The following is a 25,594-nucleotide window of genomic DNA, read 5'->3' as shown; positions in this document are numbered from 1 at the left end:
CTCTTAAGTTTATCGTAGAAATAGTGGAAGAACGTATTCCCCCACCATTTAATGATTAGGTTATAACTGTGTCAGCTTTTGCAGCATTTGATCAGAAGTCGATACTGCCTTGCTGTTGATTTCATAGGCTCGCTGCACCTGAATCATAGTGACCAACTCTTCCGCCACATTGACGTTAGACGTTTCGACAAAGCCTTGATAGAGCACGCCAGCGCCATTGATGCCCGGTGCATTCTCTACTGGTACGCCAGAACTGTTGGTTTCCAGATACAAATTCTCACCGATGCTTTCCAGTCCACTTTCATTGATAAACGTGGTCAATGTCAGTTGCCCAATCTGCTGAGGCGCATTTTGCCCTTGCACGTTTACACTAACAGTACCATCACTGGCAATGTTGAGCTTAGTGGCATTATCTGGAATGATGATGGCAGGTACTATCTGAAAACCACCCACAGTAACCAGCTGACCATTCTGATCTTTCTGAAATGAACCATCACGGGTATAGCCAATGGTGCCATCAGGCATCTGGACTTGGAAAAAGCCCTGTCCTTTAATTGCCACATCCTGGCTGCTATTGGTTTTCGCCAGGTTACCCTGGCTGTGCAGCCGCTCAGTGGCTACCGGTCGTGCGCCCGTACCAATCTGCAAACCTGATGGCAGGGTAGTCTGTTCAGACGACATCGCACCTGGCTGACGTTCGGTTTGATAGAGCAAATCTTCAAACACCGCACGCTGGCGTTTGAAACCGTTGGTGCTGACATTTGCCAAGTTGTTAGAAATAACATCCATATTGGTTTGCTGAGCATCCAGCCCAGTCTTGGCAATCCATAAAGATCGGATCATGAATTTATCCCCTGTATCCGATTTAGCTCATAGCGAGAATTTGGTTAGCCCGCTGTGCATTTTCATCGGAACTGTGTATGACTTTCATTTGCATCTCAAAACGACGCGCGTTGGCGATCATGTTCACCATGCTTTCCACTGGATTAACATTGCTGCCTTCCAAGACACCTGGCATAAGTTTCACTTCTGTACTGGCCGCCAATTCATTGCCCTGCTGTTCCCGCGCCTGTGACGTTAAATGGAACAAACCATCATCGCCACGTACCACTTGATTAGCTTCCGGTTTAACGATTTTCAGCTTGCCAATCTGGCCCAACAACGTGGGCGGATCGCTGGCAATTAAGGCAGAAATGGCACCATCTGTCGCAATGGTCAATTCAGCTTGCGGCGGAACATCAATCGGCCCGTTTTCGCCCATCAACATGCGCCCCTGTACCATCAGTTGCCCTTCAGGCGAAATTTGGATATTACCGTTGCGGGTATAGGCTTCCGTCCCATCTTCAAGCTGAACAGCTAAATAGCCACCTTGTCCGACCGCCACATCTAACGGACGGGAGGTATAATTCATGGGTCCCTGACGGCTATCCATGCCAGGGGTAGAAGCAACAACCAGCGAGCGTGTCGGCAAGGTTTCACCTTCAATGGGTACAGCACGCAGTGCAGCAAGTTGGGCTTTAAAGCCCGGCGTTGACGCATTGGCCAGATTGTTGGCTGTGACAGCTTGGTGCTCCAGCGTTTGGCGCGCAGCTCCCATAGCGGTATAAATGACGTGATCCATAAAGCTATCCGCCTGAGCTTATTAACGCATGCTGACCAGTGTTTGCAGAATTTGGTCCTGCGTTTTGATGGTCTGAGCGTTGGATTGATAGTTACGCTGGGCGACGATCATATTGACCAGCTCTTGGCTCATATCTACGTTAGAAGCTTCCAGCGCACCGCTGATCAACTTACCGAAGTTACCTGAACCTGCAAGTCCCACAACCGGGCTACCTGATGCTCCGGATTCTGCCCAAATATTATCGCCCTGTGCAGCCAGACCTTCAGGGTTGGCAAAGTTTGCCAGTACCACCTGACCCAATACCTGATTTTGATCGTTGGAATAAGTGCCGTAGATTTTACCGTCATTATCTACACGGTACTTGGTGAAATAACCTGCGGCATAACCATCTTGCTTTGGATTGTTGCTGGAACTTTGTGCAAGGCTCTGCTGCTTACTTCCATTTAAATCGATGGTGATTTCCGCGAGAGCGGAACCATTCAGTGCTGGCATTGTAAATGTGAATGGATCAATCGCGGCCATTTGTCCACTTGTATTGAATGACAACTCACCCAATTCTTGAGCTTCAGAACCTGTTACAGAAGTATCCTGGGCATAAACTTTCCATTTATTATTTTCTGTTTTAACAAAAAACACATTAAGATCGTGCTGGCTACCCAAGCTATCGAAAATTTGCATGGGCGTACTGAAATTAAACGTATCTTTCTCGCCCGGATTTAATTTTTCTGTAATGGCTTTCTCCGTTGCGCTCAGGTTAGCTGACAACGAAATTTTGCTCGTTGCTTTCGCATCCATCATTGCCGTTGGGATCGAAATCGGTCCTACTGCGCCACCTTGTTGAATGACTCCGTTCACCGCCGGATAACCCGTCAGTTTCATACCCTGCATATTGATCAGGTTACGGTCTGAATCCAGGTTGAACTGACCGTTACGGGAATAGAAAATATTACCGTTGGAATCTTCCATACGGAAAAAACCGCCTTGTGTGATTGCCATATCCAATTGGCGGTTAGTTGTAGTGGTTGAGCCGTCTTTAAAGTTCTGAACCATGCCAGAAACCTTAACACCCAAGCCCACTTCTGAGCCGCTGAAAACGTCCGCAAAGGAAGCGGAGCTGGATTTAAAGCCAAATGTCGCTGAGTTTGCAATGTTATTACCAATAACGTCCAGGTTACTCGCTGCGGCATTCAAGCCACTGACCGCTTGTGAAAAAGACATATGTCCTCCGTTTAATTAAAGAATCTGACGAACTTGATCCATGTTTACCGTTCCCGCCAGCCCTAAATCTAATTTAGTGCTATTCTCTTGCCGCACAACGCCGTTAACCTTAGCCTCTCTCAGAGGATGTATCATCAACGCTTGATCCTGTTGGCTTGCGGAAACGGTGAAGTTATAAGCTTTTCCTTCCAGCATATTGCCTTCTGCGTCTTTACCATCCCATAAGAAGCTGTGTACGCCAGCACTCAAATATTCGGATGAGTTGGGATCTAATTTCTTGAATTCCATCTCCCGAACAACTGCGCCACTTTTATCTTTGATGGTCACTTTAACGATATCGGCAGGTCGGTTCAGTTCATAGCCCAACGGTGCTGCGTCAATATTTTTTTCTCCGTTGAAACCAACCAAAATCTCATTGCCAGGAACCATAACACTTCGACCAATCAGTGCTACCGTTTGCATCGCGTGGTTACTGTCCATTTGCCCGACAATGGAACCCAGCGTCTTATTGAGCTTCTCAATACCTTCCACAGTACTGATCTGCGCAATCTGTGAAGTCACTTCACTGTTTTGCATTGGGTTGGTTGGATCTTGGTTTTTAAGCTGAGCAACCAATATATTCAAAAAGCTATCTTTGATATCACCACTATTTTGTGGTTTTTGATTGGTCAACTTAGCCAGTTCACCGACTGTTGAATTATCCAATGATTCATTAATTGAGGTGGTAATTCCCATAACGACATTCCTGTTACTGGCCCAGTGTCAGCGTTTTCAACATGATGGATTTGGTGGTATTAAGCACTTCAACGTTCGCCTGATAGCTGCGGGAAGCCGAGATGGTATTGACCATTTCCCCGACCACATCCACATTCGGCATACGTACATAACCTTTTTCATCGGCCAGCGGATGGCCCGGCTGGTATTCGAGGCGGAAAGGTGAAGGATCATCCACCACTTCACTAACGCGAACGCCGCCAACCTCTTGGCCTGCGGGAGCAGCGACACGGAAAACCACTTGCTTGGCACGGTATGGCTCGCCATCCGGCCCCGCAACACTGTCGGCATTCGCCATATTACTGGCGCTGACGTTCAGTCGCTGGGACTGGGCAGAAAGCGCCGAGCTGGCAATATCAAAAATACTGAGTAGAGACATTCCCATTATCCTTGTGACTGTAGAACTGACATCATGCTTTTGATTTGCGCATTCGTCATAGTAAGTTCGGCCTGATATTTCAGGCTGTTATCTGCGAAATTGCTGCGTTCTATATCCATGTCAACGGTATTTCCATCCATGGCTGTCTGGTATGGCACCCGATACAGCAGATCCATCTCCAGACGTTTTTGAGGCTGAACGGGAATATGTCGATCGGAAGTCAGAGTTAGCCCAATTCCATTCCCCGTTACACGACCATGTGCCATGACTTTTTTCAGTTGAGCAGCAAAATCGATATCACGCGCCTGATAGCCAGGGGTATCCGCATTAGCAATGTTGGCAGACAAGATTTCCTGCCGCTGGTTGCGGAGTGCCAGCGCTTCTTGTCGAAATTGAAAGGCGGCATCTAATTTATCGAGCATATTCCTCCCTCGGATTTGTTCTGTCGGGGATAATCCCCAAGCAGCTAACAGAATAAACGGAGAAGAAAAAGGTAATTCGAAGAATAGAAACAAATTGAATTGCTATTTATCCCATTAACGAATAATCAATCGAGTTACACTATTAACATCCAACAGGTGCTGAATATTTTTTGCAATCATGGCTCGCGAACAGGATTTAAGGTGGTGAAATGCCTGCACTAAAGTTTATCGGATTCCTTGCCTTTTTCCTTAATCTATTTTTTGTTTTCGGCAGTTCTGTAGCTTGGGGAAACAATATACCGCAATTAATAGATGACTATTTCAGGCAGATTCATCGCACATCGAATCATAAGGTCTCAGTGAAGATCAAAACACCTGAACAACAATGGCCTGCTTGTGAACACCCTGAAATACAACCGTTACTTAGCAACAAAAATTGGGGTAACCTTTCCGTTCCTGTGATTTGTGGTCAGCAACGCCGTTTTATTCAGGTTTATGTCAATGTCATCGGCCCTTATTTGGTTTCTAAGCGGGCCATTAACCGCAATGCGGTCCTGACAGAAAAAGATTTTCAAGTAAAAACAGGCTCCTTAGATAAGCTGCCAAACGACATAATCCGTAACAACAGGGCCATACAAAATGGTATTGCGCTGCGCAACATACCTGCCGGACAATTCATCACTCGTAATATGGTCCGGCGTCCCTGGGCAATTCAAGCCGGACAAAATGTAGTTGTCACCGTAGATGGACACCATTTTCAGGTGCGTTACGAAGGAAAAGCGATTAACAACGCCGCGAGTTTTGATAATATCCGTGTCCGCCTGAACTCTGGACAGGTTATTACTGGTGAAGCTCAAGAAAATGGCAGTGTAAAAATGATGTTATAAATGGCTAAAGTTTTATTTCTTCACGCCGATATAACCAACAGACCATGATTTACAGGCATGCCAGCGGTATATCGCCTGCTACCTAAGACAAATAAATAATGCCTGATTAAAGGATTACGATTATGAGTATTGAACGCACTCAACCTCTACTGGCTATGGCTGCTTTACAGCAACGCAATGCCAATGAAGGTGCTCAGAGCACTCGCAGAATTGTGGCTGTTGCAGAAAAAAGCGCAGATACACAAGTTAAGCTGAGCGAAGCGCAGAAAAAGCTCGTTCAGCCAAGCAGTCAGGATATTAATATCCAAAAAGTACAACAATTGAAAGAAGCCATTGCAAAGGGAACCCTAACGATGGACAGCGGTAAAATTGCTGATGCTCTATTTAGGGAGGCCCTTGAAAACATGGAATATGATAAATAAACACCAAAATCTAAAGAGCCATAAATGGAAGAACTTCAACTCTTGCTTGAACAGCAAAGCGCGCACTTAAATTCGCTTTCGCAAACTATGGCAGAAGAACAGCGCATATTGAGCGAAGGCTTTATTGAAGTGAATCATTTACATCGCGTGACGGAACAAAAGACATTTTTGCTTTCAGCACTCGATCATGCTGAACGAAAACGCCAGCAGTTAAATGACACGTTAAAAATAAATGCTCCTTATGCTAACCATAAAAGGCTAGCAGTATTATGGAGTCAAATTAGTCAATCTGTTGAACGTATCCGTGATTTAAATTCACATAACGGATTTTTACTGGAACAACATATTGAATTGAACAGTCAAGCAATCGCTTTTCTGAAAACTCACCACAGCCCTTCTCTTTATGGTGCAGACGGCCAGGCCCGTCATCATTCAGCGCTATCAGGCCACAAGATCAGCGTTTGATCATTCTGTTACTGCTTAGGCAGTAAGCTCTACAGACCTCTTGGTTTATTGGCAATAATAAGGGGTCTGTTCCTGTGTATCTGTATTTCCCCTGCCCTAGATAAAAAAGAAAATAATTCTCATTATACTAACTTTTAAAGGAATATTGATCGGCCCCTCGGTTATAGTTTCGATATATTCAATTTTTAGTCATGACTCTAAAGCGTTAATTTGATATTTATTATGTTTTTTTAAAGAGAGATCAGCATGACCGTTACGATAGAAGTTATTTGCCGATATTGTGGCCAAACAGAACTGGTACGTAGGCATGGAAGTAGGTAACATCGAGACGAAAAGCTTACGACGATGTCACGCTCATTTGCGAGTTGGATGAACAATGGTCTTTTGTCGGCAACAAAAAAACAACGCCACTGTCTTAGGTATACTTTTGATAAAAAAAGAAAAAACCATCGCTTATGTAGAAATGCCTCTCTCAAATTCTTCACTTCTCCTTGATTGATAAATCCTATCAATATATTGTTAATTGATCGTGAATACCGATAGTTTTGTTGATCTTTTTTGATTCATAAGGTAAATTTTTCTTCTGCGCACAGAAAACTGTGCGCGAGATCTTTTTGTTATAACGCTTTATTATTTTGCGTTATGCATAATAAGTAGTTTTATATTATGATTGTTATGGATGTGTAAATGAAAAATATTTTAGTTTCATCTTTTATTGCTGCAATATTGGTTTCAGTAAGTAGTATTTCTTATGCGGCCTTTCCGGTAACAACTGGGTCAGTAAAATTCCACGGGGACATTGTAGAATCAACGTGTAATAGTGATGTTTCTGGCAATATTGTGAACATGGGGACATATCACATGAGCGATATAGGAAAAAAAGGAACTGAAATTGCGGGGAGCAAAAAGCCTTTTAGTATTAAATTAACCGGGTGTCCTGTTACTACTACACCTCTTACCATGGAAGTCACACTTTCTGGGAGTACACTGGATTCCGTCGATAACAGGCTGTTAGCATTAGATGGACTTTCTGGAACAGCCGCAGCCGGAATTGGCATTGGTATTTATAATAGCACAGGTAAGCAAATAGATCTTTCTTCCTCTCCTAAGCTGCCAATAATTGAAATCAACGAGGCTGATATGAAAATACCTTTACAAGTGGCTTATGTATCTAATGGACAAAGCGTTAAAGCCGGAAAGGCCGATGCCACACTTAATTTTAGTATAAATTACAAATAAAAATTAATTATTTATAAAAATTTATTCCCTAGCCGCAGAGGCATTTTTATGGCTGCGGTCAGGAGCTATTAACATCATAAGTAGTCATGTAATAATGAAACATAAAATAAAAAAAATATTTACATCGTATATGTTAACGAAAAAAATAACGTTTATATTCTTATTGTTTTTTATATTTCCGTCCTGGGCGGGTGTAACTATTGGTGGAACCCGCGTTATTTATAAAGGAAATAAAAAAGAAACTTCAATTTCAGTGAAAAACGCTGACGAAAGCCGGCCTTATTTAATTCAGTCTTTTATCAGTACTGATTTAAAAGGAGAAAAAGCGCCTTTCATTGTGACGCCGCCGCTATTTCGTTTGGATGCTGGCAAAGAAAGTATTCTTCGTATTGTCCGTATCGGCGGTAATCTACCTGAGGATAGGGAATCGGTTTTTTACCTTAATGTGAAGTCTATCCCTGCCATACAAGAAAACGAACAGAATACTTTATTGATTGCGGTGAAAACCCGAATCAAATTGTTTTATCGGCCAGAAGGCATTGAAGGTGATTCTGAAGAGGCTTATAAGACGCTGACATTTTGTCGCATTGGTCACCAACTTGAGGTCAGAAACCCCAGTAATTATTACGTAACCATCGGGCAGCTCAAAGTGGCCGGTAAAACCCTGACAGGTACTGATATGATCGCTCCACAAGGTGTAGCGTATTTCGTTCTGCCATCTGAATCATCAGGCTTAGTCAGCTGGAATAGTATTAACAGTCATGGTGGCATAAGCAAAGAAATAATTAAAAACCTGCCTTAAAAAGAAAATAAAAGTTAAATATTGGGGACGAAAAATCATATTTTTTAAAAATAGAACGAGTGGCGACTCAATTATGCCAACATGTTTGCTTTCAATCTTTATTTTATGTTTTTCCATATTGTTATCATTACCCGTCACGGCACAGGATTATTTTCGATTATCAGCATTGGAATTAGATGATACTCAATCGGTGATTGATTTGAGCGCATTTTCATTCCCCGGTGGTCAATTACCGGGTCAGTATCAGGTGAACATATTTCTTAACGGACAAGAGAAAGAAACAAAACAGGTTAATTTTATTAAACTGGAAAACGGAAAACTGTCTCCACAACTAACGGTCGATAATTTAAAACAGTTTGGCGTGAAAATGTCAGCTTTTCCTGCGCTGATGAAACTCTCTCCTGAGCAAACTATTGATGATATTAGCGAATATATTCTACAGGCATCGACTTCATTTGATTTCTATGGGCAACGTCTGGACATCAGCATTCCACAAGCAGCTTTGGATAATCAAGCCAGAGACACTGTGGCATCACATTTATGGCAACATGGAGAATCAGCATTTTTAATGAGTTATAATTTTAGTGGATCGGAAAATTATAATAAAAATACAAAAAACCAAAGTTATTTTTTAAATTTACAAAGCGGAATAAATATCGGAGCCTGGCGCATAAGGAATCAATCTGTTTATGACTATAATTCTGGAAAAAATAAAGGTGAGAGTCGTTTTTCATCCATTAACAGCTACATCCAACGGGACATTCTGGAACTAAAAAGCCAACTAATTCTTGGCGAAACCTTTACTAACGGAGATATATTTGAAAGCGTGCCGTTTATCGGTGCGTCTATGACATCCGATAGCTTAATGTTACCCAGCAGCCAGCGTGGATTTGCGCCAATTATCCGTGGTATTGCTCAAACCAATGCGCGCGTAACGATTCGCCAAAATAATTACGTCATCTACGAAAACTATGTTCCGCCGGGACCTTTCGTTATTACGGATCTTTATTCAACCTCCGGCTCCGGTGATTTGGATATCACGATCACCGAAAAGGACGGGCAGCAGCGTAAATTTGTGCAACCATTTTCATCAGTGCCAATGATGCAGCGAGAAGGGCAACTAAAATATCAGGTTACCCTGGGGCGTTACCGTTATTCAAATGCCAACGCTGATAAACCTTATTTTAGCGAAGCAACATTTATCTATGGACTCTCCAATCGGTTAAGTTTGCTATCTGGTATTCAGGTAGCAGAAAACTACCGGGCGTTTAACGCTGGCCTGGGGATTAGTTTAGGTAATTTTGGGGCGATTTCTCTGGATATGACACAAGCAGATGCCTGGTTGCAGGAGAATGAACATAAACAAGGGCAATCGTACCGAATCCAATATACGAAAAGTATCGAGACAACGGGGACATCCCTGACATTGGCCGGGTATCGCTATTCCACACCAGAATACTATTCATTTGCAGAGGCAAATGAATATTCAGTAAGAAAAGAAGCCAGCCACGCACAAAATAAGCGTAGCCAATTACAGCTAACCCTAAACCAAGGGATGGGGAATTTTGGCAATATTTATGTGTCTGCCTATCAGCAAGATTACTGGGGAAAACAAGGCACCAACCAATCATTATCTGCAGGTTATAACATTAACCTTGCTGGGATCAGTTATGGGTTGAATCTTTCCTACGATGCCAATCATGAATCCATTAAGAGTAAGGATATACAGGCATCGTTTAACATTTCTATTCCACTGGATCAGTGGCTGCCTAATGGATGGGTAACTTACAGCATGAATAGAAATAGCCACAGTCGGGGAAGCCAACAACTGACGATTAGTGGCAGCGCATTGGACGATCATGCCTTGTCATATAGTATCCACGGAGAGCACAGCAATAATATGGAAGGGGCGAGCGGTGGTGCTTCGCTGGAATATAGCCATTCTTCTGGTCGTGTGAATCTGGGCTACAGCTACAGTGATAATAGCCAATCACTTAACTACGGGCTGTCTGGCGGTATTGTCGCCCATCAAGACGGTATTACGTTTTCCCAATCCTTGGGTGAGACCGTAGCACTGGTCAAAGCGGCTGGTGCAGCAGAAACAAAAATTTTAAATCACAGTGGAATTAAAACGGATTCACGTGGCTATGCCGTAATCCCGTCGATCGAACCTTATACCTACAACCGGGTTGCTCTGGATACTGAAATGCTGGCTGATGGCGTTGACCTTGACAATTCAGTGCAACACATTGTACCGACTCGCGGTGCCGTGATTGCTGCCGATTTTCGCGTCCGCCAAGGGTACCGTATATTGGTGACATTACGTTACAACGGTAAACCTGTGCCTTTCGGTGCCAGTGCCGCGTTAATAAACAGTGACAGTAGCGGGATTGTTGGTGATGATGGTGAGTTGTATTTGAATGCTGTCCCCGAACAGGCAGAAATAAAAGTACAATGGGGAAAAAATAAGGGTCAACAATGTCGTGCAAAAACAGATTTATCAATGCTGCCCGAAAAGTCAGGCGTATTACGCCTGACTGCTGATTGCCGCAACTAAAAGGAATTTATCATGTTTAATGTTGAACGTAATAATCACTTTCAGATTAAAGCTAATAACTTTTTATTGGTATTATTAATTGTTATTGTCGCGGGGAGTTATTCAACTCAGGTTATAGCAGCAGTATGTAATGCTAATAGAATGCAGGAAATAGTCAAATTTGATGATATTTATGTTGACTATAAAAATTTGCCAAACATAAAACGTGCTTCCAGTGACGAGATGAGGATAAGATGCAATATATCCGGTCAACATATATACGTAAAATCCATGACTGGAGTAAATGTAAGTTCCCCCAAAAATAACTTTTATGAAACCAGTCTTCCTGGTGTCAGATTTAAATGGGAACTCCAACCTAATGGTGTAGTGAGTCAGATTATGAATATGGGCAGTTCAAGAGGGATCGGCACCGGAAACAGAATATTGAGCAGTAAATTTTATATAGAGATCAATAGTGATGTTCAATCAGGAATAGTCAATGAAATAATAATAACGATGGCTGATACTAAAAATAAGAATACGGTTTTCACTTATAAAATCCCTTCTTTTAACGTCACGGCAAGATCTTGTGAAATAACCACACCGATTGTTAATGTCCCGATGGGAGCCGTATCAAAAAATCACTTTAAAAGCATAGGTGATACTGCCGGTGGACGTTCTTTCGAGATTAATGTGCAATGCAAAGGATCCCCGAACGCGAATATTACCTGGGAGCCGGGAAAGACTAATACAAATGGAGTGATAAATGCTGATTCAACCTCATCAGCAACAGGGATCGGTATTCAGATGTTAGATGACAGAGACAATCCTGTAAAGTTTGGTGAACAGCAAGCTCTTGGCATAATAAATTCTTTGAAGACATTGTCATATAAGGCAAAGTATTATCAGACTAGTAATATTGTCATTGCCGGTAGCGTTAATGCTACAGCCACCTTCACTGTCGATTATAAGTAATTGAGAGGTAGCCATTCACCTGTATTAGTTCAGATTAATCCATAATAAGGTGATCACCTAAATGATCACCTTATATTCATTATTTTTTTCTTATCAAGACTACCTCGCACCACCAATCGTTGCCGTCATTCTGATTTGACGATTGTCGGTGATTTCAAGGTTGGACAGTACAACCAACCGAGGCAGTACACGACGCAAGAAACGAGACAACAGTGGACGAAGTGCATGGTTGACCAATAATACCGGTGGCGCTCCCAGCATTTCCTGACGCTCCAATGCCTCTGCCGCCTGACGTTCCAAACTTTCTGCCAGGCCTGGCTCCAATCCCCCACCATTTTGCAGTGCTTGCAGCAGCAATCTTTCCAAACCCGCATCCAAACCAATGACTTTGATTTCATCCGCACCTGGGAACCATTGCTGGGCAATCGCCCTGCCAAGCGCGATTCGAATCATGGCAGTCAATTCATAAGGATCTTTCTGTACCGGAGCATGTTCTGCCAGTGTTTCAACAATAGTACGCATATCGCGGATCGGCACTTGTTCCGCCAGCAAGTTTTGCAAAACTTTATGCAAAGTTGTCAGGCTCACGACATCAGGAATGAAATCTTCTGTCAATTTCGGCATTTCCTGACTGACACGCTCAAACAATTGCTGCGCTTCCTGTCTTCCAAATAGCTCACTGGAATGCTGGGTGAGCAAATGGTTTAGGTGAGTTGCAACAACCGTGCTGGCCGCCACGACAGTATAGCCTTGCACTTGCGCCTGTTCCCTCAGACTGTCATCAATCCAGACAGCAGCCAGGCCAAAGGCTGGATCTGTCGTCAAGTCACCTTGTAATTCGCCCACAGCACCGCCCGGATTAATCGCCAACCATCGTCCCGGATGGGCTTCACCACGTCCAATTTCTACACCTTTCATCATGATACGGTAGCTGGCTGGCGCCAATCCAAGGTTGTCACGAATATGTACGACGGGTGGCAAATATCCCACTTCTTGCGCGAATTTTTTGCGAATACCACTAATACGACCAAGCAGTTCACCGTTCTGGCGAAAGTCCACCATTGGGATCAAACGATAACCTACTTCCATTCCCAGTGGATCTTCCAGTTGCACATCAGACCATGAGGCTTCTGCGGTTTGTTGCTGCTCTTCCACCGCTTTCATCTCTTCATGTTGTGTCACAAGCGGATTTTTGTCCTTACGCAATAGGAAATAGCCTACACCCGCCAAAGCCGCCGTAAATAACAAAAAGACGAAATTAGGCATTCCCGGCACCAACCCAAGCAGGCCGAGTACACCTGCACTCAACATCATGACTTTAGGGTTGTTGAAAAGTTGGGTCACCATTTGCTGACCAACATCTTCATCTGTCGCTACACGCGTTACAATAACACCTGCCGCTGTGGAAATAATTAATGCAGGTAACTGGGCAACCAATCCATCACCGATGGTCAGCAAAGTATAGGCTTCCGCGGCATCCCCCAAAGACAAACCGTGTTGGGCAACACCAACGATCAAGCCACCAACGATGTTAATCACCAATATCATCAATCCGGCAATCGCATCGCCACGTACGAATTTGCTCGCACCGTCCATTGAACCGTAGAAATCTGCTTCCTGTGTCACCTCGGCACGACGCTTTTTAGCTTCATCTTCGCCGATCAATCCAGCGTTCAAATCAGCATCAATCGCCATCTGTTTACCAGGCATTCCATCCAACACAAAGCGCGCACCGACTTCTGCAATACGCCCTGCACCTTTGGTAATGACCATAAAGTTAATCAGGATCAAGATAACGAAGACCACGATACCAATGGCAAAATTACCGCCAACGAGGAAATGACCAAAAGCTTCCACGACTTGCCCTGCTGCGGCAGATCCCGTGTGTCCTTCCATCAGGATAATTCGCGTGGAAGCGACGTTAAGTGATAAGCGCAGTAAGGTTGAAAACAGCAAAATGGTCGGGAATGCGGCAAAATCCAGCGTCCGGCGGGTAAACATTGCCACCAGCAGGACCATGATGGAAAGCGCAATGTTGAAAGTGAATAGTAGATCAAGCAGGAATGGTGGCAACGGCAGTACCATCATCGACAAGATCATGAGGATCAGAACAGGCCCTGCAAGCATTTGCCACTGGGAGCCTTTTATATTCCCCGATAAACGTAATAATGAGGCCAGATTAGCCATGACGATTATTTTCTCCAGCAAAATCCAGTGCTGGCGGCACTGGCAGATTTTCAGGTTTTTTCGGTTTCAGGCCACCTTCCTGTTTCCAACGTTTCAATTGGTAAACCCAGGCAAGCACTTCTGCGACAGCAGCATATAACGCCGCAGGAATAAAGCCTCCAACCTCAGCATGGCGAAACAACGCTCGAGCCAAGGGGGGAGCTTCCAGTAATGGGATGCGATTTTCCGCACCAATTTCTTTAATGCGCAAGGCAATGAGTCCTGTCCCTTTTGCCAATACTTTGGGGGCGCTCATTTTTTTGCTGTCATACTGCAAGGCAACGGCGTAATGAGTCGGGTTGGTGACAATGACATCCGCCTTCGGCACATCCGTCATCATGCGCTTACGCGCAGCCGATCTCTGTTGTTGACGAATTCTTGCCTTTACATGCGGGTCCCCTTCTTGCTCCTTAAATTCATCCTTGATCTCCTGACGGGTCATTCTCAATTTTTTCAAGTGACTACGGATCTGATAAAGCACATCAAACGCCACCATGGGTATCAACATAAATAAGACAATATAACTGGCAAAAATCAGCATCATCATAGCATCACTCAAGGCTATCAACGGATGCTGAGCAGCCAGATTGAGCATAGTAGGCCAATTAAGCCAGATAAACAGGGCTGTGCCACCTCCCACCAGTGATGCCTTCAAGATGGCTTTGAATAATTCCGCCAGTGCATTCATGGAAAAGATTTTTTTCAAACCCGAAATGGGATTCAGCTTAGCCAAGTCAAATTTGATCGATTTTGAACTGAATAACAACCCGCCCATCAACGCTGGCGCACTGAGGGCAATCAATACCAATCCGACAAAAACCGGCAGCAATGCCCAAACCGCCTGTTTCAGTAACCGACCGACTTGTTGCACCATCTGTTTGTCATTACTGACCATGTTATGGTCAAAATTGAATCCTTCAAACACCATCAGGGAAAGTTCATGGGTAATCGATTGTCCGCTCATCCACAACAAACTTACCCCTCCCGCTAACATCAGGATTGAGGTAAGTTCCTTAGAACGCGCAATTTGCCCCTCTTTGCGAGCTTTTTCCCGTTTATGGGGCGTGGGTTCTTCGGTTTTTTCGAGATCGCTATCTTCAGCCACAGCTTTCCTTGGTGAGCGTTCGTGATTACATGCAGAATATTTGCCTTTAGGAGAAGGCAAATAAAATTGTGTTAAGCATGACAAAAGCCCAGAAATTCAATGGCGGGAACACTGCAAAATTTGCGGGGGTATTTGGAGCATTATGACAACGGTCTTGAATTGAGATGGCTGTTACCAGCCATCTCAAATCGTTTTTCAATCCGTTTTAACTGATGCCTTAATATCAATACTATCGGCATTAACATCACGAATATGATCTTTCGTCAGGCGATAGACAACCGGACTAAGAAAGGCAATTGCTATCAGGTTGGGGATCGCCATCATGGCATTAAGGGTATCTGCCAACAACCAGACAAATGTTAATGACTGAGTAGCTCCAATCGGCAACGCGATAATCCAGGCGATACGAAAAGGCACTATAGCTTTTGGACCCAATAAATATTGGATACATTTCTCACCGTAAAAACTCCACCCCAAGATGGTTGTAAAGGCGAAAATAGCCAAAGCAACAGCAACGATATAGTTGCCTCCTGGGATCACGACTGAGAAGGAAGCTGCGGTCAGTGTTGCACCTGTTTGACCTGTCAGCCAGCCACCGGTAATAACAATGGTCAAGCCCGTCACGGAACAGACGATGATCGTATCAATAAAGGTTCCCAGCATGGCAATCAAACCCTGACGAATGGGGTTTTGGGTCTTTGCCGCTGCATGGGCAATAGGTGCACTTCCCATGCCCGCTTCGTTAGAGAATACACCACGGGCAATACCAAAACGGATCGCCGCCCAAACGGCTGCACCAGCAAATCCACCCTGCGCCGCAACGGGAGTGAAAGCTGATTTGATGATTAAAGCAAATGCATCGGGAATAGCTGTAAAATTGAGTGCCAAAACAATAACCCCTGCCCCAAAATAACCAACAGTCATAATAGGCACTAATTTACCTGCAACATCAGAAATGCGTTTGATACCGCCAATTAACACGGCACCAACCAAAACGACCAAGATGCCGGCGGTAATGGTTTTTTCAATACCAAAGTTACTTTGCAATACGTCAGCGACAGAGTTGGCTTGTACTGTATTGCCGATACCAAAACCCGCAATACTGCCAAAGAAAGCAAAGAGTGTTCCCAGCCAAACCCATTTTTTACCCAAGCCGTTTTTGATGTAATACATCGGACCGCCAACGTAATTACCGCTTTTATCGGTTTCCCGGAAGCGTACTGCCAATACCGCTTCTGAATATTTCGTCGCCATGCCCACCAATGCGGTCATCCACATCCAGAACATAGCTCCCGGTCCGCCCATCACAATGGCTGTCGCCACTCCCGCGATATTTCCAGTCCCGATTGTTGCTGACAATGCTGTCATTAGTGCGTTAAAAGGTGAAATCTGACCTTCACCTCGTTGTTCATTTTTTTGAAAGAGTAATTTGAACCCCGTGCCTAATTTACGGATCGGTAAGAAGGACAAGCGGATTTGCATGAAGATACCAATCCCCAAAAGCCCAATTAGCATAGGAACGCCCCATACTACCCCGTTTAGTGCAGCTAACCATTGTGTAATTAATTCCATATACACCCTCGGCATTCAATATAACAAGTTGGTAACAAAATTATTTCAATTAAATAAAGAGCATTTTAGGAAAATAAGCGAGGGTTAATTGAGTATCTTTGGCAAGAAAAAATTGATACTGTGAGTTAAGTCACTCGTTATGGTTACTCTTTATCAATCTTATTGATAATAATTCTTCTTACATCACTGATTCTGATATCTCCCTCTCCATCTCTAAATTTTTATCTCGCCATTAAATAAATTAAAGGTTTTTTATAGCGAATAAATGGGTATTATTTGCTTTTCACATAGTTTCTAGAATGACTCAAGGATTATCAGTGGCAAGAGTTGGTTACATCAGAGTGTCAACAAATGACCAAAATAGTGATTTACAAAGAAATGCGTTAATCAGTATTCACTGTGAGCTGATTTTTGAAGACAAGATCAGCGGGAAAACGGCTAATCGTCCAGGGTTAAAACGTGCCTTAAAGCATCTTAAATCTGGCGATACACTAGTGGTTTGGAAATTGGATCGGCTGGGGCGCAGTGTGAAGAATCTGGTCACACTGATTTCAGAACTACATGAACGCGGAGTTCATTTTCAAAGTTTGACTGACAGTATTGATACCAGCACGGCAATGGGAAGGTTTTTCTTCCATGTAATGAGTGCACTGGCAGAAATGGAACGTGAACTAATTGTAGAAAGAACCAATGCCGGTTTAGCCGCAGCACGGGAACAGGGGCGCATTGGTGGACGGCCAGTAGTGTTTACCGAGGAAAATCGACAACAGGCCGCCAGATTACTGAATAAAGGGCATAGCCGGAAGCAGTTATCGATTATTTATAATGTATCGTTGTCAACAATTTATAAGTATTTACCCGTGGGGAAAGTGGTTAATTAGTTTATAAAATCTTTTATCAGACTAATCCACTCTGCTGGTTTCTCAATCTGTACCGCGTGACCACTATTAATCTCTTTATATGTACTGTTGTTAATATTTTTATAAACTTCACGCACCAAATAAGGCGGGATTAACGTATCACTGTTTAATCCAATAACCAGTGTGTTTTTATCTATTTGAGTAAGATACTCTTTTATATCTATGGATAATCCCAAAGCAATACGTTTTTCTATCTCTTTTTCTGCCGGTTGAGAGCAGATCCGCTGTATGGTTTCATGTCCCAACGATGAGATAAATTCAGGACTTAGGGCATGTGATAAAGCGAAAGCCATTGCTGATGATTTATCATTCAATTCCAAATGTAACCAAGTATTGAATATCAATTGGTGGCGAGGATCATTATTTGTCGCCCACGGTGCAGTCAATATTAATTTATCAATGAGATTTGGGTATTTGGCTGCTACAACTGCCGCCACGACTGCTCCCAGAGAAACGCCTACTAAATCAATAGAAATATTACTGCTATCTTCTATCACAATAGCAACCTGTTCCGCCAAATGCTCAATGGTCAATGTTTCTAACGGTAGTTCAGAATTTCCACATCCTGCATAATCAGGGATTATAACGGCTCGCTCACTGCTAAATGCCTTTTTTATCTCTCCAAAGCTACTGTTACCGCTGCTATTTGTGCCATGCAGGAAGACTATTGGTTTTTTGTTACTTCGCTTATTTTCTGGAAATACCTTGTGGTAAGACACCAATGAATCTTTTAACTTAATCACTTTATCAATTGACTCCACAATATTTTCCTCTGCATAGCCTGGATTAATGCCATCGAAGCAGGCGCTTGGGCCAGCTATCCTGCTCACCCAAGCGCAGCCAAAATATAAAAATTCTGTTCGTTAAAGTAATTACACTCGTTATCAAAAACCCAAACTGTCCAATAAATCATCAACCTGTTCTTGGTTGGTAATAACCCCAGTACCATTCTGGTTAACTTGAGGGCCGTTGAGAAGACTGTCGTTCTCTTTTTTCGCTTTAGCCATCTGGTCAGAAGGCATATTTTCCATTAATACCATGACCAATTGTTTTTCCAGCTCCTGAATGACTTCCATCATCCGTTTAATTACCTGCCCAGTAAGATCCTGAAAGTCTTGCGCCATCATAATCTCAAGCAATTGGGTGTTGGTAAATGAAGTATGATCAGGTACGAGATTCAGATAGTTTCTCGTGTCCGTTACCAGTGAGCGAGCATCGGTCAGATCCAAGTTTTTCGGATTTGCAAACCATTCATCCCAACGTTGGGTTAAAGCTTTTGCTGACACTTCCAATTCATTCTGACGGGGCTGCGCGACTTCAACACAGTTCAACACCCTTTCAGCCGCTTGTGCTGTCATTTGAACAACGTAATTCAATCGCTCTCTTGCATCCGGGATCGCTTCAGCCGCCTGAGCGATGGTTTGATCCAATCCCAGTTCACGTAAACTATCGCGCAGCATTCTGGTTAGCTGCCCAATACGGCTGATTATCTCACTGGTTGAGATCGCCTCATTTCTCGGCATGACTGGATTTTCACTCATTTTGTCTCCTTAGAGCCCCAATTTTTCAAATATTTTATTGAGTTTCTCTTCCAAAATAGCCGCAGTAAACGGTTTCACAACATAACCGCTGGCTCCGGCTTGTGCTGCTGCAATAATATTTTCTTTTTTTGCCTCTGCCGTTACCATCAGGACAGGTAAAGCTGCCAGTTTTTCTTCACTGCGAATCGTTTTCAACAATTCAAGGCCATCAATATTTGGCATGTTCCAGTCAGAAATAACAAAATCAAATTCGGCAGTGCGGAGTTTAGTCAACGCTTCTGCCCCATCCTGTGCTTCATCTACATTGTTAAACCCCAACTCTTTCAGTAGATTACGCACAATGCGACGCATAGTTGAAAAGTCATCGACGACCAAAAATCTCAGATCCTTACTTGCCATAAAAACTCCTTGGAATTTCACTTATCCAGCAGCACAGCGCTGCAAAAATTAACATCAAATACAACTACCAAATACAACGACTAAATACGAACCGATTGCCCCGCACTGATTTTGGTCAGCATAGTTTTACTGATTTTTTGAAGATCCATGACTTCATCCACCGCCCCTAACTGGATCGCGGCCCGTGGCATGCCAAATACGACACAACTTTTTTCGCTTTGGGCCAATGTGTAAGCCCCTGCCTGTTTCATTTCCAGCATGCCCGCAGCACCATCATTACCCATACCGGTTAAAATAACGCCTACCGCATTACGCCCGGCATACTTGGCAACGGAACGAAAGAGAACATCAACAGAAGGACGATGGCGATTAACTGGCTGGGCATGAGTTATCATGATTTGATAATTAGCGCCGCTGCGGCAAAGTTCCATATGACGATCGCCAGGTGCAATGTAGGCATGTCCCGGCAGGACACGTTCCCCATCCTCAGCTTCTTTTACCGTGATCTGACTCAGTTTATTAAGTCGTTGTGCAAAAGAACGGGTGAAACCCGCAGGCATATGTTGAGTAATTAATAAAGCCGGACTGGTGATCGGCAGGGGTTGCAGCAGGTTTTTGATTGCTTCTGTTCCTCCTGTCGATGCCCCTACTGCGATTAGTTTTTCACTGGATAATAGTGGCTTAAAATTCAATGGTGCTGTACTTACAGATATCGGTTCCACAGGACTGATTTTAGCCAGGGCTGCGGCACGGATTTTTTCGGCAATCAGTTCGCTATAAGCTAACATACCTTCACGGATACCCAATTGTGGCTTAGTCACAAAGTCCACCGCCCCCAGTTCCAATGCCTTCAATGTAATTTCCGAACCTTTTGCTGTCAGAGAAGAAACCATCACGACAGGCATAGGACGTAACCGCATCAATTTTTCCAGAAAATCAATGCCATCCATGCGCGGCATTTCAACATCCAATGTTAATACCTGCGGATTGTGTTTTTTGATTAAATCGCGGGCAACAAATGGATCCGGCGCACAGTCCACGACTTCCATATCAGGGTGACTATTGATAATTTCCCGCATGATTTGACGCATTAACGCCGAATCATCCACACAAAGAACAGTTATTTTATTCATGACCCCTCCTTGCCCGACCTACACCGTAAACGGTCTGCCCTTGCAAGTAGAACTCTCGGCTGATTTGAGTGACGTTTTCGGAATGCCCTGCAAAGAGCAAACCATCCGGTTTTAAGAAATTGACAAAACGACGCAAGATCCTTTCCTGTGTCTTTTTATCAAAATAAATCATGACATTACGGCAGAATATTGCATCAAATTTACCTTCGAGTGCCCAATCAGAATCGAGCAGGTTCAAATGCTGAAAACTCACCAATTCAGCAAGTAAAGGACGAACCCGTGCATATCCTGCAAAGCGACCAACCCCTTTGAAAAAATATTTTTTCTTTTGGCTTTCACTCAGATACTGTAATTCTTCCAGCCGATAAACACCCCGACTGGCTTTTTCCAGCACACTAGTATCAATATCACTGCCAATGATTTTTATCCGATTTGACCGATGCCCCAGTGCATCACACAAGGTCATTGCAATAGAATACGGCTCCTCTCCCGTTGAAGCGGCAGCGCTCCAAACGCGGTATGTCCCGCCATTTTTCCTGCTGGCATGTGCCGCCAAAATAGGAAAATGATGGGATTCCCTGAAAAATGCGGTGAGATTAGTGGTCAATGCATTAATGAAAGATTCCCATTCTTTACTGTGACTGTCTTGTTCCAAAATCGACAGATATTGACCGAAATCATTAAGTCCCAATAGACGAAGCCGCCTGACTAAACGGTTGTATACCATCTCACGCTTATTTTTTGCCAGTACTATGCCAGCCCGTTGATAGATAAACTGGCAGATGCGCTCAAATTGCGCATCCGATAAAGCATGTCGTTGAAGCATAAAGTTCAGCGACACAGTAGCATCAGTATCTGAAGCTATTGAATTGGCTTTCATCTGACCTCAGCGTAGTTGACTTACAACATGCTCATCAGTCATGTTTGATGTAGCGGTCGCTTGATGATCGTACTCATTTTCCAAACTGTCAGGTAGTTCAAATTGAGCAACAGTTTTTACCAACATGTCCGCCTTGTCTTCAAGGGCAGCAGCGGCTGCGGCAGATTGTTCCACTAACGCAGCATTTTGCTGTGTGACTTGATCCATCTGGCTAACGGCTTGAGCAACTTGATGAATACCACGGCTCTGCTCATCAGAGGCAGCAGCAATTTCAGCCATTAAATCAGTCACCTGGTTCACCGACCTAACCAACTCATCCATCGTCTGTCCCGCATTATTCACCAATTCTGAACCCTGGTTAACACGATGGACAGATTCATCGATTAACGTTTTGATTTCTTTCGCGGCTTCGGCACTACGTTGTGCCAAGTCACGTACTTCACCGGCTACGACAGAGAAGCCACGTCCCTGTTCGCCGGCACGTGCCGCTTCAACGGCAGCATTCAGTGCCAGGATATTGGTCTGGAAAGCAATGCCATCAATAACACTGATAATGGCGCTGATTTTCTTCGAACTTGTGGCAATTTCATCCATAGTTGCTACAACACTTGTGGTCAGCTCACCACCTTTTGAAGCAGTCTGGGAAGCAGATACCGCCAGTTCGCTGGCCTGACGCGCATTTTCTGCGTTCTGTTTAACGGTAACAGTCAACTCTTCCATACTGGCAGCCGTTTCTTCCAGTGATGCGGCCTGTTGCTCTGTACGTGAAGATAAGTCCGTATTACCCTGAGTGATCTCTTGAATGCCAGAATACATCTGGTTGGTATTCTCACGCACGGCAGCAATGGATTTGACTAATGATGCCTGCATGTCACGCAGTTTGCGGAAAATATCACCAATTTCATCATCGGTGAACACGGCAATTTCCTTATCCAAACGCCCTTCCGCTACATCCTGGAAGCAAGTTCTCATATTCGAAAACGGTCTGAGCAAGTTACGTTTCATCCACCAATTAGCTGCTATTGAAACAACAAATACCATCAAGACGGCGCCAAAAAACATAGCAATGGATACTTTGTAGTAAAATTTCCCCTCAGAAACTGCTGAGTTAATGTTAGCGCCGAGAAACTGCATATAGTTGTTAAATGCAATTTCCATCTTCCGCTGATAATCTTCTGTAGGTTGATCAAGGAAAGCCTGAAAATTACCTTCATAAAGATAAGTTTTTAGCTCTTTTAATGCGTTGATATATTCTTGATAAGAATGTTCAACCGCAGTTAATAAAGCTGCACCATGATCAGTTTGTTCCATCCGAGGTAGTGAACTAAATTTGGCAAAATTCCGGTCTGCGTCATTCATTGAACCTTTGAGTAACGCCTCCATTGACTCTATCTGCGTTTGTGACTGCCCCGCTCTCTGGGCTATTGCGATTTTGTTCAAAGTATTACGCGTTTGCAACAATGCCGACCAACTCAATCCAAGGGTATCTCTCCGTTGAGTTCCCAGATCAATTCTTTCGATATATGTCTGATCTGTATAAATTATTCCCAGAGATAAACCACTCGAAATAATTTGCAGAACACAAAACATCATCAGTAACAGATACAAACTGGTTGATATGCGGAGCTTGCCTAACATGTAATCACCTCGTTTAACGGCTGCATAATGCAGCCGTGGTTATCGCTATTATTTTTTTAGAATGTTTCCCAATTAGATGGGTCTTCCACATTGCTGTCTTTCTTCAGCATGGGAAGATTTGTTTTATTAGCTGGAGGAGTCGACGATTTTGTCGCCGATAAAACTTCATGTTTTCTTTTCTCAGGCTGCTTCCTTTCTGCCTGCTCCGGTAACTGAAACATCGCAACCGCTTTGGTCAATATCTTGGCCTGCTCTTCCAATGCCGCCGCCGCAGCAGCAGACTGCTCAACCAATGACGCATTTTGCTGTGTGACCCTATCCATTTCGGAAATAGCGACACCAACTTGCGTGATCCCTCTACTTTGTTCATCAGAAGCCGATGCAATTTCCCCCATAATGTCAGTCACACGGGTAACAGAATCGACAATTTTGTTCATGGTTTCGCCAGCACTTTCTACCTGCATGGAACCGGTATCTGTACGATTTACCGAGTCTTCGATTAACGCTTTGATCTCTTTAGCCGCTTCTGCACTGCGCTGTGCCAGATTACGCACTTCACCAGCAACCACGGCAAAACCACGGCCATGTTCACCGGCACGGGCAGCTTCCACAGCAGCGTTAAGGGCGAGAATATTGGTTTGGAAAGCAATGGCATCAATGACACCAGTGATATCAGAGATCTTACGAGAACTGTCCGCAATTTCATGCATGGTCTGAACGACATTAGCCACCACTTTACCTCCCTGACGGGCGATCTCAGAGGCGTTGTCAGCCAAGTTACTGGCTTGACGGGCATTATCAGCATTCTGTTTTACTGTCGCAGTCAACTGCTCCATACTGGCAGCCGTTTCTTCCAACGAAGCCACTTGTTGTTCAGTACGGGAAGAAAGATCGTTGTTACCCGCGGCAATTTCACTGGTGCCGGTATAGATGGTTTCGGTACTTTGATGAACACTTCTGACCGTATTGATCAGTTCTTCCTGCATGTGTCTCAAACCAACGGCTAACATGCCCATTTCATTATTGCCAGTTACCGTGATCGCCTGAGTCAAGTCCCCTCTTGAGAAGGCCTTAATATTGTCCAACAGTTTGTGCAACGGATTGATCAGCGCTTTGCGTAAGCCAATCCAGCTTATCACCATGACCACAAACAGCAGGAGCATCACAAGGATCAACGAAACAACAACATTGCTGTAAGCTTTATCAGCTTCCTGTGACACCTGATCATAAAATTTTGCGCTCTGGGATAGATAAAAGTTAAATTCCGCATTAAACGCATTCTGATAATCCGTTGTTTTATGGAGAAAAAACTCTTCAAACTTGTTATGCGCTAGCATGTTATCTAACTCTTTAAGCGCGTTAAGATAGTCATTATGGGTCTGTTTCAAACGTTGCAGGTGTTCTGAATCATAGAAAGACAATTTTTCAGTCTGTTCATATTTTTCGAAGAGCCGTTCGGCACGGGCAATATTAGCTTTGGCTTCTGCCAGAGCGTCATCAGTTTTATAACTACCTTCAACACCGCGATTTTTCATCATGTACATGATGCCAACACGGTTCAGGTTATTACGGGCTTGTAGCAGGTTAACCCAGCTCTCATCCAGATAGATTTGCTGCTCTCGCATTTTATCTATTAAGTCAAAGGCATCTATATCATTCTTCAACCCCTTGAAGAACAATCCCCCGGAGATAAGTTGCAAAGCACCAAACAATATGATGACTGAGATTAATCCCGTCACTATTTTCATTCGGTTAAACATAACTTCCCTTTTTTACTAAATTTCTATGCCGATTTTTAGAATTACAGATAGTTATCGGCACACTTAAAGGGAACTTTACGTATAATTCTAAAAATTGATTTTTTACGGCATTTTTTTGATCTAAAACAAAGGGGCTGCTGTTTTTTATTGCAATAGCCCCAAAATATCAATCTTTACATCAACCTTTGGCGACTGAATCAACTAATGCCATTTCTTCACTATTGAGAAGCTTTTCGATATCAACCAGAATCAGCATCCGCTCATCAATAGAACCCAGCCCCGTTAAATATTCTGTTGATAAAGTGACCGCAAATTCTGGTGCAGGACAAATCTGATCTTCTTTCAGGGACAGCACATCTGACACACCGTCAACCACAATCCCAACAACACGGTTAAGCAAATTCAGAACAATCACAACAGTATTGTCGTTATAGGTGACATCTTCCTGTGAGAATTTGATCCTCAAATCGATGATAGGAACGATCACCCCACGCAGGTTGGTGATCCCCTTTATAAAAGCAGGCGTGTTTGCAATGCGGGTAACTTGGTCATAACCGCGAATTTCCTGCACCTTTAATATCTCAATTCCATACTCTTCATCACCCAAGGTGAAAACCAGATATTCCTTTCCGGTCGTTTCCCCCGATAATTTATTAAATTCTTCTATGGCCGACATGATG

General features: G+C 43.7%; 25 protein-coding genes. 8 read left to right on the top strand and 17 right to left on the bottom strand.

Annotation, left to right across the window (positions count from 1 at the left end):
- Positions 1–60 precede the first annotated feature (60 nt).
- Genes flgG through flgB form a run of 6 tightly spaced genes read right to left on the bottom strand, consistent with a single transcriptional unit; the run spans position 61 to position 4,414 of the window.
- Positions 61–843, bottom strand: coding sequence for a flagellar basal-body rod protein FlgG (gene flgG / locus Xets_RS15670; protein ID WP_074024366.1), 783 nt, complete (start codon positions 841–843; stop codon positions 61–63).
- 22 nt (positions 844–865) lie between these two features.
- Complete coding sequence (locus Xets_RS15665) at positions 866–1,621, bottom strand: flagellar basal body rod protein FlgF (RefSeq protein ID WP_099131229.1); 756 nt, start codon at positions 1,619–1,621, stop codon at positions 866–868.
- 21 nt (positions 1,622–1,642) lie between these two features.
- Complete coding sequence (gene flgE, locus Xets_RS15660) at positions 1,643–2,839, bottom strand: flagellar hook protein FlgE (RefSeq protein WP_099131230.1); 1,197 nt, start codon at positions 2,837–2,839, stop codon at positions 1,643–1,645.
- A gap of 15 nt (positions 2,840–2,854) precedes the next feature.
- Positions 2,855–3,574, bottom strand: a complete 720-nt coding sequence (locus Xets_RS15655) for a flagellar hook assembly protein FlgD (protein WP_099131231.1) — start codon at positions 3,572–3,574, stop codon at positions 2,855–2,857.
- Positions 3,575–3,587: 13 nt separating this feature from the next.
- Entirely contained in the window at positions 3,588–3,992 is a 405-nt protein-coding gene (flgC, locus tag Xets_RS15650) for a flagellar basal body rod protein FlgC (protein WP_047770689.1), read from the bottom strand.
- Between the two features lie 5 nt (positions 3,993–3,997).
- Entirely contained in the window at positions 3,998–4,414 is a 417-nt protein-coding gene (flgB, locus tag Xets_RS15645) for a flagellar basal body rod protein FlgB (protein WP_074024371.1), read from the bottom strand.
- Positions 4,415–4,623: 209 nt separating this feature from the next.
- On the opposite strand from flgB, the gene flgA reads away from it, so the two are divergent.
- The 7 genes from flgA to Xets_RS15610 all read left to right on the top strand — a co-directional run bounded on the left by flgA (position 4,624) and on the right by Xets_RS15610 (position 11,740).
- Positions 4,624–5,301: a flagellar basal body P-ring formation chaperone FlgA gene (gene flgA, locus Xets_RS15640; RefSeq protein ID WP_099131232.1), complete on the top strand. Its 678-nt coding sequence runs from the start codon at positions 4,624–4,626 to the stop codon at positions 5,299–5,301.
- Positions 5,302–5,423: 122 nt separating this feature from the next.
- On the top strand, positions 5,424–5,723 hold the full coding sequence (flgM, locus tag Xets_RS15635; RefSeq protein WP_074024373.1) for a flagellar biosynthesis anti-sigma factor FlgM: 300 nt from the start codon (positions 5,424–5,426) through the stop codon (positions 5,721–5,723).
- Positions 5,724–5,747: 24 nt separating this feature from the next.
- Positions 5,748–6,188, top strand: coding sequence for a flagella synthesis protein FlgN (locus Xets_RS15630; protein ID WP_099131233.1), 441 nt, complete (start codon positions 5,748–5,750; stop codon positions 6,186–6,188).
- A gap of 687 nt (positions 6,189–6,875) precedes the next feature.
- Complete coding sequence (locus Xets_RS15625) at positions 6,876–7,427, top strand: fimbrial protein (RefSeq protein WP_099131234.1); 552 nt, start codon at positions 6,876–6,878, stop codon at positions 7,425–7,427.
- A 94-nt stretch (positions 7,428–7,521) separates the two neighbouring features.
- Positions 7,522–8,229 carry a molecular chaperone gene (locus Xets_RS15620; RefSeq protein ID WP_370588253.1) on the top strand — a complete coding sequence of 236 codons (708 nt, stop codon included), beginning with the start codon at positions 7,522–7,524 and terminating at the stop codon, positions 8,227–8,229.
- 73 nt (positions 8,230–8,302) lie between these two features.
- Complete coding sequence (locus tag Xets_RS15615) at positions 8,303–10,786, top strand: fimbria/pilus outer membrane usher protein (RefSeq protein WP_187652075.1); 2,484 nt, start codon at positions 8,303–8,305, stop codon at positions 10,784–10,786.
- A 12-nt stretch (positions 10,787–10,798) separates the two neighbouring features.
- Positions 10,799–11,740, top strand: coding sequence for a fimbrial protein (locus Xets_RS15610; protein WP_099131236.1), 942 nt, complete (start codon positions 10,799–10,801; stop codon positions 11,738–11,740).
- A 99-nt stretch (positions 11,741–11,839) separates the two neighbouring features.
- Here the strand turns inward: Xets_RS15610 and flhA are convergent, their stop codons facing one another.
- The 3 genes from flhA to Xets_RS15595 form a co-directional block, all read right to left on the bottom strand.
- Positions 11,840–13,927 (bottom strand): flagellar biosynthesis protein FlhA, encoded by a 2,088-nt coding sequence (gene flhA, locus Xets_RS15605; protein ID WP_187652074.1) that lies wholly within the window; start codon positions 13,925–13,927, stop codon positions 11,840–11,842.
- Positions 13,920–15,071: a flagellar biosynthesis protein FlhB gene (gene flhB, locus Xets_RS15600; protein WP_187652073.1), complete on the bottom strand. Its 1,152-nt coding sequence runs from the start codon at positions 15,069–15,071 to the stop codon at positions 13,920–13,922. The genes flhA and flhB overlap by 8 nt, the downstream gene beginning before the upstream one ends.
- 195 nt (positions 15,072–15,266) lie before the next feature.
- Entirely contained in the window at positions 15,267–16,643 is a 1,377-nt protein-coding gene (locus Xets_RS15595) for a sodium:alanine symporter family protein (RefSeq protein WP_187652072.1), read from the bottom strand.
- Between the two features lie 317 nt (positions 16,644–16,960).
- Between Xets_RS15595 and Xets_RS15590 the strand changes: the two genes are divergently transcribed.
- A complete protein-coding gene (locus tag Xets_RS15590; protein WP_099131240.1) occupies positions 16,961–17,524 on the top strand; it encodes a recombinase family protein in 564 nt (187 codons plus the stop codon).
- On the opposite strand, the gene Xets_RS15585 is transcribed toward Xets_RS15590, so the two are convergent.
- The 8 genes from Xets_RS15585 to cheW all read right to left on the bottom strand — a co-directional run bounded on the left by Xets_RS15585 (position 17,521) and on the right by cheW (position 25,590).
- Entirely contained in the window at positions 17,521–18,324 is an 804-nt protein-coding gene (locus tag Xets_RS15585) for an alpha/beta fold hydrolase (RefSeq protein WP_370588252.1), read from the bottom strand. The two genes, Xets_RS15590 and Xets_RS15585, sit on opposite strands and share 4 nt — an antisense overlap.
- Before the next feature lie 123 nt (positions 18,325–18,447).
- On the bottom strand, positions 18,448–19,104 hold the full coding sequence (gene cheZ / locus Xets_RS15580; RefSeq protein ID WP_099131243.1) for a protein phosphatase CheZ: 657 nt from the start codon (positions 19,102–19,104) through the stop codon (positions 18,448–18,450).
- Between the two features lie 9 nt (positions 19,105–19,113).
- Entirely contained in the window at positions 19,114–19,503 is a 390-nt protein-coding gene (gene cheY / locus Xets_RS15575) for a chemotaxis response regulator CheY (RefSeq protein ID WP_074019627.1), read from the bottom strand.
- An 80-nt stretch (positions 19,504–19,583) separates the two neighbouring features.
- Positions 19,584–20,636, bottom strand: a complete 1,053-nt coding sequence (locus Xets_RS15570) for a chemotaxis response regulator protein-glutamate methylesterase (protein ID WP_099131244.1) — start codon at positions 20,634–20,636, stop codon at positions 19,584–19,586.
- Positions 20,629–21,516, bottom strand: coding sequence for a protein-glutamate O-methyltransferase CheR (gene cheR, locus Xets_RS15565; protein ID WP_099131245.1), 888 nt, complete (start codon positions 21,514–21,516; stop codon positions 20,629–20,631). Before cheR ends, Xets_RS15570 begins: the two co-directional genes overlap by 8 nt.
- 6 nt (positions 21,517–21,522) lie before the next feature.
- Positions 21,523–23,154, bottom strand: coding sequence for a methyl-accepting chemotaxis protein (locus Xets_RS15560; RefSeq protein ID WP_099131246.1), 1,632 nt, complete (start codon positions 23,152–23,154; stop codon positions 21,523–21,525).
- Between the two features lie 56 nt (positions 23,155–23,210).
- Positions 23,211–24,914 (bottom strand): methyl-accepting chemotaxis protein, encoded by a 1,704-nt coding sequence (locus tag Xets_RS15555; RefSeq protein ID WP_099131247.1) that lies wholly within the window; start codon positions 24,912–24,914, stop codon positions 23,211–23,213.
- A gap of 178 nt (positions 24,915–25,092) precedes the next feature.
- Positions 25,093–25,590, bottom strand: coding sequence for a chemotaxis protein CheW (gene cheW, locus Xets_RS15550; protein WP_074019720.1), 498 nt, complete (start codon positions 25,588–25,590; stop codon positions 25,093–25,095).
- Positions 25,591–25,594 lie beyond the last annotated feature (4 nt).

The sequence above is a fragment of the Xenorhabdus sp. TS4 genome, assembly GCF_014467265.1.
Lineage (GTDB): Bacteria > Pseudomonadota > Gammaproteobacteria > Enterobacterales > Enterobacteriaceae > Xenorhabdus > Xenorhabdus ehlersii.
Note: the sequence above shows the minus strand (reverse complement) of the source record. Positions and strands in the feature narration are given on the sequence as shown.